This window comes from Paenibacillus sp. sgz302115 (assembly GCF_056120445.1).
Genome location: NZ_JBVYOK010000021.1, coordinates 32,864 through 44,400, shown reverse-complemented (window position 1 = coordinate 44,400; position 11,537 = coordinate 32,864). Strand labels below are relative to the sequence as shown.

9 protein-coding genes are annotated in these 11,537 nt (G+C 53.1%); 7 read left to right on the top strand and 2 right to left on the bottom strand.

Features of this window, described 5'->3' with window-relative positions; all coding sequences use genetic code 11:
* Positions 1–66 precede the first annotated feature (66 nt).
* The 7 genes from AC0LWN_RS26765 (at position 67) to AC0LWN_RS26735 (ending at position 9,589) form a co-directional block, all read left to right on the top strand.
* Complete coding sequence (locus tag AC0LWN_RS26765) at positions 67–852, top strand: CAP domain-containing protein (RefSeq protein ID WP_474670805.1); 786 nt, start codon at positions 67–69, stop codon at positions 850–852.
* Between the two features lie 217 nt (positions 853–1,069).
* Complete coding sequence (locus tag AC0LWN_RS26760) at positions 1,070–2,035, top strand: GDSL-type esterase/lipase family protein (protein ID WP_474670803.1); 966 nt, start codon at positions 1,070–1,072, stop codon at positions 2,033–2,035.
* A gap of 55 nt (positions 2,036–2,090) precedes the next feature.
* Complete coding sequence (locus tag AC0LWN_RS26755; RefSeq protein ID WP_474670801.1) at positions 2,091–3,071, top strand: ABC transporter ATP-binding protein; 981 nt, start codon at positions 2,091–2,093, stop codon at positions 3,069–3,071.
* Positions 3,064–4,053, top strand: coding sequence for an ABC transporter permease (locus AC0LWN_RS26750; protein ID WP_474670799.1), 990 nt, complete (start codon positions 3,064–3,066; stop codon positions 4,051–4,053). The genes AC0LWN_RS26755 and AC0LWN_RS26750 overlap by 8 nt, the downstream gene beginning before the upstream one ends.
* A gap of 69 nt (positions 4,054–4,122) precedes the next feature.
* Positions 4,123–6,105 (top strand): DNA topoisomerase IV subunit B, encoded by a 1,983-nt coding sequence (parE, locus tag AC0LWN_RS26745; protein ID WP_474670797.1) that lies wholly within the window; start codon positions 4,123–4,125, stop codon positions 6,103–6,105.
* Between the two features lie 420 nt (positions 6,106–6,525).
* On the top strand, positions 6,526–8,967 hold the full coding sequence (gyrA, locus tag AC0LWN_RS26740) for a DNA gyrase subunit A (protein WP_474670795.1): 2,442 nt from the start codon (positions 6,526–6,528) through the stop codon (positions 8,965–8,967).
* A gap of 190 nt (positions 8,968–9,157) precedes the next feature.
* Positions 9,158–9,589, top strand: coding sequence for a MarR family winged helix-turn-helix transcriptional regulator (locus AC0LWN_RS26735; RefSeq protein WP_019910073.1), 432 nt, complete (start codon positions 9,158–9,160; stop codon positions 9,587–9,589).
* Positions 9,590–9,675: 86 nt separating this feature from the next.
* On the opposite strand, the gene AC0LWN_RS26730 is transcribed toward AC0LWN_RS26735, so the two are convergent.
* Complete coding sequence (locus AC0LWN_RS26730; RefSeq protein ID WP_474670793.1) at positions 9,676–10,452, bottom strand: RluA family pseudouridine synthase; 777 nt, start codon at positions 10,450–10,452, stop codon at positions 9,676–9,678.
* 3 nt (positions 10,453–10,455) lie between these two features.
* Entirely contained in the window at positions 10,456–11,319 is an 864-nt protein-coding gene (locus tag AC0LWN_RS26725; RefSeq protein WP_474670791.1) for a class I SAM-dependent methyltransferase, read from the bottom strand.
* Between the last annotated feature and the right edge of the window lie 218 nt (positions 11,320–11,537).

Genomic DNA, 11,537 nt, shown 5'->3' with positions numbered 1-11,537 from the left:
TTGTAATATTTGGTCCCGGAACTCTTGGCAGCTTAGAAAATACAACAAGAACAAGGAGATGGCAGAATGAAGAGCAAAACTCTAAGAGCAGTGATAGGTGGAAGTGTAGCGGCTGTTCTGGCATTAAGCATTTCGCTTCCATTACAAGCTAAGGCAGCGGCAGCACCTCAGGCGGTGACTGTCAGCACTCCCGGCTTTGCACAATTCATGCAATATTTGCACCAATATAGCATTAAGGGTATTACTTTTGACGGATCAACCTTTACGTTCCAGCCGATTGTGATTTCTAAGCCGGTTACGGCGGTTCCAGCACCAACGGAAGTACCGGCTGCAACACCAGTGCCAACAGCTAAACCAGTAGCGACACCAGCGCCAACAGTTAAGCCTGTAGCAACGCCAGTGCCAACGGTTAAGCCTGTTGCGACACCAGCTCCAACAGCGAAGCCTGTGGCAACAGCTGCGCCGACCGTATCGGTGGCAAACGGCACATTTACGCAGCAGATCGTGACGCTGGTCAACAAGGAGCGCGCCGCAGCCGGATTGGCCCCTGTAGCCGCACTCGACAGCTTGAACAAAGTGGCGGCAGCGAAGGCAACCGATATGCGTGCGAATAATTACTTTTCGCATACTTCCCCTACGTACGGTTCACCGTTTGATATGATGTCCGCCTTCGGCGTCACTTATCAATATGCCGGTGAGAATATCGCTATGGGGCAGAAGACACCGCAGGAAGTAATGACAGCCTGGATGAATAGCAGCGGACACCGCGCCAACATTTTAAGCCCGAATTTCAATTATATCGGCGTAGGCTTCGACAACAACTATTGGGTTCAGGAATTTATCGGTAAATAATACAGCTTTAAGAATTGATGGAAACCGCTCTCCGGCTTGGCTGGAGGGCGGTTTTTTTGCCGCTTCCATTTGCAGTAAGATTATGAGCCGCGCTTTGCATTTTTTACATGTTAAGGATTTGCAAATTACGCATAGAAGAATTATGTTTATCTACATAGTTAAGAACTTTGTAAAATGTGGAACAATACAGAATAGAACGGCATACGGAGGGATAGCTTTGAAGGATTCCAAATGGACCTGGCGCAGTGTCAGCCTGATTTCCATAGCGGCAACCGTACTTTTGCTGGCCGGGTTTGTGTACGCGGTGAATGATATTTTATTCCCGAAGGGAGAGGCGTTCTTCTCCTCGCTGCCGAAGCAGACAACAGCCCCCGCAGTATCGGTGAGCAAGGAGGTCAGGATTATGGCGCTTGGCGACTCCCTGGCCAAAGGCACAGGCGATAACGAGGGCAGCGGATTTGTCAAAAGAACGGTTGATGGTCTGACGGCAAAAGGCAATAAGGCGGAGCTTCTCGGAAATATGGGCATCAACGGTTTAACCACGGCAGGTCTGCAGAGCAAGCTGCAGGATGAAGGCGTGAAATACGCCCTGCGCCAGGCTAACGTCATTCTGCTCTCTATCGGCGGTAATGATCTTTTCAGAGGTGCTGACCTCCTGGGGAACGGCAGTGAAGGCCAGCAAATCGCATCACCGGATACGGAAAGCTCTGAGAGCGGATCGAAGGATTCTAACGGGACAAGCCCAAAAACGTCAACAAGCCGGGAAGCCGGGGCAGGGAGTGCTGCCAAAAAAGCGGGTTCCACCGTTAGCACTACAGCGGCTAATGGCAGTGAAGAAATAACGCCGGAATCGCTGCTGGCTGCTCTGCCTGAAGCCGCGAAACGGCTGGGCGTCATTCTTGACCGGATCGCGGAGATCAATCCAAAAGCACAAATTTATTATCTGGGACTATATAATCCCTTCGGAGATGTTCCCGAGCTGCTCGTTCCCGGCAATCAGGCGGTAACGGCCTGGAACAATGCAGCAATGGACATTATTAATAAACGGAGCAATATGACGCTCGTTCCGACCTTCGATTTATTCAACCGCCACTGGCAGAGCTATCTGTCAAGCGACCATTTCCATCCGAACGGCGATGGTTACCAGCGGATCAGCGAACGGGTCGTACAAGCTGTGCGTTAAGCTCCACCTGCATCGCAGACATCTGAAATGAACACAACGGGGAGCTGTGAGAAAGATGACAAATGAAAAGAGCGGGGGCTCCGGGGCAATCGTGCTGTCCGTCGAGAATGTCCGCAAAAAAATAGGCCGCAAATGGATTATAGATGATGTTACCTTTGATGTCCGGGAAGGCGAGGTTTTTGGTTTCCTTGGTCCGAATGGAGCCGGCAAAACAACAACCATCCGCATGCTGGTCGATCTGATCCGGCCGAGCGAAGGCAAGATTACCGTATGCGGCTACAATGTGAACCGTGATCCTGAAAAAGCGCTGCAATATGTCGGTTCCATTGTGGAGAATCCCGAGGTATACACCTACCTGACCGGCTGGGAGAACCTGCAGCATTTCGCCCGCATGCAGCCAGGGGTGGATCAGGCCCGAATTGCCGAGGTGGTGGATATTGTCCGGCTGGATCAGCGGATTCATGATAAGGTAAGCACTTACTCGCTGGGTATGCGGCAACGTCTGGGCATAGCCCAGGCGCTGCTTGGACGGCCCCGGCTTCTGATTCTGGATGAGCCGACGAACGGGCTTGATCCGAAGGGCATCAAGGAGCTGCGGGAATTCATCCGCCAGCTTGCGAATGAAGGGCTTGCCGTATTTGTCTCCAGCCATTTGCTGAGTGAAATTCAACTGCTGTGCGACCGTGTCGCCATTATCAGCAAGGGGCGTGTGCTGGCTGTGGGCGGGGTGGAAGAGCTGGTTTCCCGCAACTCCCCTTATGTGCTATGGGAGCTGGAGCCTTTTGACAGAGCGAAGAGGATTTTAGCCGGAAGACCGGATATTTCACTGCTGGAGCTGGATGAGGTTACGCTGGATGATTCCATCACTGCCGGCATGGGACCGAATTCCCTTATCACGGCTATGGATGAAGACTTGATCCCCGAGATTGTAGCCATACTTGTTACCGACGAAGTGGAAGTAAGGGCTGTGCATAAAATCAACCCCACACTGGAACAGCTATTCTTGAAGCTAACGGAGGGTGAATCCATTGATTAATCTGTTGCCGCTCATCCGTAATGAGTGCCTGAAGATCATTAAGAAGAAACGCTTTTATGTGATACTGCTGATTCTGCTCGTGCTCGTGCCCATGTTCACTTACGCTCAGATGCGGGTAGCCGAGCGCAGCCGGGACAAATTCAATTCGGACTGGAGGCTGGAAATCCAGCAGCAGATTACCGACAACCAGAACTCCCTCGGCAGCGACCGGATTCCGGAGGAATGGAAATCGTACCGGAAGATTTTTGTCCAGCAGCTGCAGTATTATCTCGATCATGATGTCAACCCAAATGAGCCTAGTGGTGTAACCTTCACCCGTGAGTTTCTGGACAATTCGGTGTCGTTATTTATTCCGCTGCTGATCATGGCTGTGGCCTCCGATCTGGTCTCCGGGGAGCGTACAACCGGAACGATCAAGATGCTGCTGACCCGGCCGGTCAAACGCTGGAAGGTGCTGTTCAGCAAAATGGCGGCACTGCTGATGTTCGTCTCGCTGATTGTACTTTCGGTCTTCATTATCAGCTATCTTATTTCCGGTCTTGCTTTTGGATATAAGGGCTTTAACGTTCCAGTCTTTACGGGCTTCCAGCTCAGCGGAGATACCGTTAATATGTCTACTGTACACGCGGTGCCGCAGTGGAAGTATCTGCTGATGCAGGGCGGGCTTATCTGGTTCGTCAGCATTGTTGTTGCGCTGCTGGCCTTCATGGTGTCGGTACTGGTGCGGAGCACGGCTGCAAGCATCGTGGTGATGATGGCGGCGCTGATTGCCGGCACGATTCTGACCAATATGGCCTCGGCCTGGAGCACGGCGAAATATTTATTTATGGTCAACCTGGGGCTGACCGGATATTTGGCGGGAACGCCCGCGCCGATTGAAGGAATGACTTTATCTTTTTCCATGGCTGTATTAGCGGTTTGGGGAGTCGTTTCGGTGATCATTTCTTTCGCCGTCTTTACGAAACGGGATATTTTGAATTAGAATGTACAAAGTGAACGAAACGTTTGTTTGCATTTCGAAGGGTAGAGAGAAAAAGAAGGAGGAGCATGAATGCTCGAACAGATCGATATGTTTGCAAAAGTCTCCAAGAACGGCGAAGACGCCCGGACTGGATACGATGCTGACGACATTCAAGTGCTCGAAGGTCTGGTTGCGGTACGCAAACGGCCCGGCATGTATATCGGCAGTACGAGTTCCTCGGGACTGCACCATCTTGTATGGGAAATAGTGGATAATGCAGTAGACGAACATTTGGCTAAGTTTTGCTCAAAGATTGATATTACACTGCGCAAGGACGGCTCAGTTACCGTTCAGGATAACGGGCGCGGGATTCCGACCGGAATGCACAAGACAGGAGTGCCAACGCCGCAGGTGGTATTTACCATTCTGCATGCGGGCGGCAAGTTTGGCGGTTCCGGCTACAAAAAATCGGGGGGGCTGCATGGCGTAGGCGCTTCTGTGACCAATGCACTGTCCGAATGGCTGGAGGTTGAAATTTACCGGGAAGGCAAAATCCATCGCCAGCGCTTCGAATATTGGGTGGACAGCAGTGGAAAAGAGCATGTCGGTGAACCTGTGACCGGCCTTGAAATTCTGGGAAATACGAATAAGACCGGTTCGAAGATCACCTTCAAGCCGGATATTCGCGTCTTTGCAAATGGCATAGCCTTGAACTACGATACGCTGGCGGAGCGGGTGCAGGAAATTGCCTTTCTGAACTCCGGTCTGCGCATTAATCTTAGTGATGAGCGGAGCGGCCGTCAGGATGAATACTTTTATGAAGGCGGGGCCAGCCAGTTCGTTCAGTTCCTTAATGAAGGCAAGGACGTGCTGCATGATGTGATTCATTTCAGCGCGGAGAAGGACGATATCGAGGTTGAGGTGGCGCTGCAATATAACGCTGGCTATACCGAGACCCTGGCTTCTTTCGTCAATTCGATTCCAACCCGGAGCGGCGGTACACATGAGACGGGCTTCAAGACAGCCTACACCCGCGTGCTGAACGATTACGCCCGCCGGACACAACTGCTTAAGGAGAAGGACAAGAACCTGGAAGGCAATGATCTGCGCGAAGGCATGATGGCGGTCATCAGCGTCAAGATGGCCGAGGTGGAATTTGTCGGACAGACTAAGGACCAGCTCGGCAGCGCTTCTGCCCGCAGCGCCGTGGATTATATCGTATCCGAGAATATGGCGCGTTTCCTGGAAGAGAACCCCCAGGTGGCGCAAAGCCTGCTGAAGAAGTCGATTCAGGCCTCCAAGGCCCGGGAAGCGGCGCGTAAAGCCCGCGATGAGATCCGCAGCGGCAAAAAACGCAGTGAGAGCTCCAACCTTGGCGGCAAGCTGTCGCCTGCTCAGTCCAAGGATGTGACCCGTACCGAGCTGTTCATTGTCGAAGGCGATTCCGCCGGAGGCTCGGCCAAGCAGGGGCGTGATTCCAAGATTCAGGCGATTCTGCCGCTGAAGGGAAAGCCGATGAATCCCGAGAAGGCCAAGCTGCTGGATATCCTTAAGAACGATGAGTACAAGGCGATTATTTCCTCCATTGGTGCGGGGATTGGGCCGGATTTTGCCGTAGAAGACAGCAATTATTCCAAGATCATCATTATGACCGACGCCGATACCGACGGTGCGCATATTCAGGTGCTGCTGCTGACATTTTTCTACCGTTATATGAAGCCGCTGATAGATGCGGGCAAGGTATACATCGCCCAGCCGCCGCTATACAAGCTGACGCGCAAGTCGGGCAAGCTGGAGACGGTGCGTTATGCCTGGAGTGACGAGGAGCTCGCGAACTATCTGAAGGAATTCGGCAAGAATTTCGAGCTGCAGCGTTACAAAGGACTCGGTGAAATGAATCCCGAGCAGCTGTGGGAGACCACGATGAATCCGGACTCGCGCAGCCTGCTGCAGGTGCAGATCGAGGACGCCGCCAAGGCGGAGCGCCGCGTATCCACACTGATGGGCGATAAGGTCGACCCGCGTAAGCGCTGGATTGTCGAGAACGTCGATTTCACGGAGATCGTGGAGTAAATCGTCATTTGTCTGAAGGGGTTTCGGGCAGTGACGATTACTTCCGCTGTTTTTATTTTTTTGGTGATTCCTTTTTAGCGAAGCAAAGGGAATATTCTCTGGATTTGCTTTTGTCGGGTTCTGAAGAATAAAGCGAAGCTTATTGGTGGGAAGTAATGGAGGGGAAGTTTGGAACTGTAGGAGCGTCAGCGTCCGCCTTTATGTTTGGATTTCTACCGCGAACAGCGGTTTAAATCAGGAAATCCAAACATAACAGCGGCTGGAAGTCCAAACATTCCCCGGAGTTACGCTGGACACCAATCAACACAGTTTTGTTCTTTTGAATTTTTTAGCAAATACTTGCAAGATATTCCTCCAGCGGAGCGTTAGATCGCCAAGGTTTAAAAAATGTGGACAGATTGAGGAACAGAAGGTGAGCGAATGAGCAGTTTATCAGAACAATTTTCGCCGGCTTTTCTGGAAGAGGTCGTCGGTGACCGCTTTGGCCGGTATTCCAAATATATTATTCAGGACCGGGCGATTCCGGATGTCCGCGACGGGCTGAAGCCCGTACAGCGCCGGATTCTGTATGCCATGTACGACTCGGGCAATACCCCGGACAAGCCCTACCGCAAGTCCGCCAAGACGGTCGGGGATGTAATGGGGAATTATCATCCGCACGGGGACTCCTCCATTTATGAAGGCATGGTGCGGATGGCACAGCCCTGGAAGATGGGCCATGTGCTTGTAGACGGACATGGGAACTGGGGCTCGATGGACGATGATCCGGCGGCAGCGATGCGTTACACAGAGGCGCGGCTGTCCCCAATCGCCATGGAAATGATGCGCGACATCGAGAAGCGCACCGTGCTGTTCAAGGACAACTTTGACAATACCGCTAAGGAGCCGGTAGTGGTTCCCTCGCGTTTTCCGAATCTGCTGGTCAACGGGACCAGCGGAATCTCCGCCGGATTTGCTACGGAAATTCCGCCGCATAATCTGCGCGAGGTAATTGACGCCTGTATAGCTGTTATGCAGAAGCCGGATATTGAACTGGAAGATATCATGACCTTCATCAAAGGTCCTGACTTCCCGACAGGCGGCACGATTATGGGCGGCGAAGGCATCATGGACGCTTACCGCACAGGTAAAGGGCGCATCTATCTGCGCTCCAAGACCGAGATCGAGAACCTGCGCGGCGGCAAGCAGCAGATTGTCATCACTGAGGTGCCGTTCCAGATCGTCAAATCACGGCTGGTTACCTCGATGGAGAATATCCGTCTGGAGAAAAAAATCGAAGGCATCGCCGAGGTCCGTGACGAGAGCGGCCGCGACGGCCTGCGGATTGTAGTCGAGCTTAAGAAGGAAGCCGATGCTCAAGGGGTTCTGGCCTACCTGCTCAAAAAAACCGATCTGCAAGTCACCTATAACTTCAACATGGTGGCGATTGTCAACAAAGCTCCACAGCAGCTTGGCCTCAAAGCGATTCTGGAGGCCTATATTGCCCATCAGCGCGAGGTGGTGACCCATCGCACCCAGTTCGATCTGGAGAGAGCGGAGGACCGCGCTCACGTCCTGGAGGGACTGGTTAAGGCGCTGAACATTCTGGATGAGGTCATCGCCGCAATCAAGGCGTCGAAGAACCGCCAGGATGCCCAGAACAATCTGGTCTGGATGTTCGGCTTCAGCGAACGCCAGGCTGATTCCATCCTTACCTTGCAGCTTTACAGACTGACCAATCTGGAGATTCACTCGCTCCAGAAGGAACTGGATGAAACGCAAGCGCGGATTGCCGCGCTGCAGGCTATTCTGGACAGCGACAAGAAGCTGATCGCCGTCATCCGTAAAGAGCTGATTGAAATCCGCGACAAATACGGTATTGACCGCCGCTCGCTCATTCAGGGTGAGGTGGAGGAGCTCAAGGTAAGCCTTGAAGTGCTGGTGAACGCCGAGGATGTTCTCGTCGCCCTTTCAGCCGACGGGTACATCAAGCGGACCGGCATGCTGTCCTTCACCCGTTCGGGGGGCGAACGCCATGCCTCAGGGGTCAAGGAAGGCGATCATATAGTCAAGCTGCTGGATCTGAACACACGTGACAGCCTGCTGGTATTTACCCGCAAGGGGCAATACTTCCTGCTTCCTGTTCACCAGATTCCAGAGTTCAAATGGAAAGATCCGGGCACGGCGATTGTGAACGTAATCAGCCTCGCCAAAGGTGACGGAATCGTCAGCATCCTGCCGGTAGGCAATCTGGAGGATCCGCAGGCCAGCCTGGTCTTCGTCACCAGCAAGGGCCAGGTGAAGCGTACAGAGCTCAAGGAGTACTCTACGAGCCGTTCCGGTGCTGTTGCCGCCTGCAAGGTGGCTGAAGGTGATGAGATCATTACAGTGGCCCTGAGTAGCGGAGACAAGGAGCTTGTGCTGGTGACCCGCGAGGGCATGTGCATCCGATTCAAGGAAAACGAAGTTAATCCTATGGGCCGGGTGGCCAGCGGGGTAAGAGGCATTCAACTGCGGGAAGGCGATGAAGTCGTTTCCTGCTTCTGGGTAAGTGAAGACGAGGGCGAAATCCTGGTCGTATCCGAGCTTGGCTATGCCAAACGCACCTTGCTGCTGGATTATCCTTCACAGAGCCGCGGCGGCAAAGGCATGCCAACCTTCGAATTCAAGGAGGGCAAACGCATCAAGCCGAACGGCAGCAGATTGTCCGGCGCATTCTATTGCCGCGAACCGCTGGAGCTTACGGCGATTACCCGTGATGGAGCAGTACATAGCTTCTCCTCCGAATCGGCACCGCTTGGCGAACGGCGCTCAATTGGCAAGCAATTGGTGGCCGTAGAGAAAAAGGACGAGATTATCAGCCTGTTCCCGGCGGTTTTATAAGCGGGTTAACCACTTTTTATAGCATAAATAAACGGCACCTGACTGCTCTGTAAGGAGTAGCCGGGCGCCGTTTATGGTTTAATTAAAAATTATGCCGGCGAATTATTTTTTTCTTTTGCAGGAAATGGAATTTTTCTCGCGAAAATGTAGATATACCGGATAGAGGTCCGCAAGAAAGGAAGGAATACGTGTGCACGCCACTGAATTCAGTAAGATCTGGCATAAGATATTAAAGGACTATAAGCTACACATGGACAGCAACCTTGCCCCTACACTTACAGATGCCCAACTTACCGTACTGGAGCTGCTGCAGGAGCGTAACGCGATGAAGCCTTCCGATCTGGCTCCGCATCTGGCGACCAGCCCGGCGGCAGTAACAATGCTGCTGGACCGGATGGAGAAGCATGGTCTGATCGTCCGTGAACGTGATGCGGCTGACCGGCGAATTGTGTGGGTAAGCATCACGGAGACTGGCAAAATAGAGACGGAGCGCGGCCTCCAGATCCGCAGTGATTTTTTTGCTGAGGTGCTGGACCCCATCTCCTCCCATAACCAGCAGCTTCTGATCTACTTAATGGGGAAGCTCGCGGTGGCTCAGGCCCCGGAGGGGTCTGCATCCTAAGATATCAGCACGCATAATAAGCAGGCCTCCTAACGGATGGCCTGCTTTTGCATAAATATAAGAAAGTATAAGTTTCACGTTATACTTTATCCTTCTATTTCTCGCTGAAACGGATACCGTCCTTTTATGGACGGCACAGCCGTTTCTACTTGATGCTGCGGCCACAAGCTCCACGGATGGGTCTGCGGCGGCAGCGAAATCAGCTGTATTTCTTCCTTGGTTACGGGATGCGGGAAGCCTACAAGCGCAGACCATAAAGCGATCTGCTGCCCCGGTTTGTTCACTGCTGCTCCGTATTTCTGGTCGCCGTAGAGCGGACAGCGGATGCCGCTGAGCTGCACGCGGATCTGATGCGAACGTCCGGTGAGCAGGTCTATCTTCAGCAGGCTATAGCCTTCGGCGCTGCCAAGCACCGTATAATCGAGAATGGCTTCCTTGCCGCCGGGCGTTCCGGGGCGGACAATGGTTACCGTATTAGTCTTGGCATCCTTGAGCAAGGTGTTGACCAGACGGCCCTGCGCAGCCGGAGGCTTGCCGTGAACCACGGTCAGGTATACTTTGCTCAGGTTGTGGGAGCGGACGCTCTCCGACAGCCTTGAAGCAGCTTTGGAGGTCTTCGCGAAGATCATCGCGCCTCCGACCGGGCGGTCCAGACGGTGAACCAGGCCCATGTACACATTGCCAGGTTTATTGAAGCGTTCTTTCACATCTTCTTTGAGCAGGCTGAGCAGGTCCGGGTCTCCTGTGGCATCCTCCTGCACGGGAATATTCACGGGCTTCACAATGCCAAGCAGATGGTTGTCTTCGTACAGGATCTCGAAGCGGGAGCTCCCGCCGCCGGACTCGGGTACTATCGGTGTCATGGCTTACGCCTCCCAGCGGCCCAGAATTCCGCAAGGCAGGTTCATTCCGGAGGCTGTAATCGGCAGGCCGATTTCGCCGGAGGTCAGCTTGCCGCCGTAACGTTTGCCCATTGTCATCGAGAGCATGTTGCGCAAAACGGTCGGTGAAATACCGGTCGTGTAGGAATTGATCAGCATGAAGAGCGGTCTGTCGCTCATAATTTCCATGCAGCTCTCAAGGAAGGGATACAGGCTCGCTTCCAGCTTCCACATTTCGCCGCCCGGACCTCTGCCGTAGGATGGAGGATCCATAATGATCGCGTCGTATTTGCTGCCGCGGCGCTGCTCACGCTGCACGAATTTGAATACGTCGTCGGTGATGAAGCGGACCGGCCGTTCGGCGAGGCCGGAGAGCTGAATATTTTCCTTAGCCCATTGGACCATGCCTTTGGCTGCATCCACGTGCACCACAGAAGCTCCTGCGCTGGCCGCAGCCACGGTTGCACCGCCGGTGTAGGCGAACAGGTTAAGCACCGATATCGGACGGCCCGCCTCGGCAATCTTGTCCATCATCCAGCGCCAGTTGGCAGCCTGCTCGGGGAATAGACCCGTGTGCTTGAAATTGGTTGGACGAAGATGGAATTTCAGTTTGCCGTAGCTGATTTTCCAATCGTTCGGAATGGTTTTCTTCATTTCCCATTGCCCGCCGCCAGCTGAGCTGCGGTGATAGTGTCCGTGCACATCACGCCATTTGGCCGTCTCGTCCGCAAGGGGCCAGATAATTTGCGGGTCCGGTCTGCGCAGCACGACATCTCCCCAGCGTTCCAGCTTTTCTCCGCCCCCGGTGTCGAGCACTTCATAGTCTTTCCAGTCACTTGCTATATACATGATTATCCATCCTTCAAAAAGTCATTTAGCCTTTATTGTACATCATTTAGCCTTGCTGCTACAAACAAAATGGTTGCAAAGCTTCGACTATTCCCATTTTGCCCCAAAGAGGGTCCGGTTATAGTAGTTTCGAGTGAATTCGGGACGTTGCAGAGGTCTATGCATGGCTATGTTCTGGCGCTTCTCTCAGTGATTGTGTATGATCAGAAGAAAATATG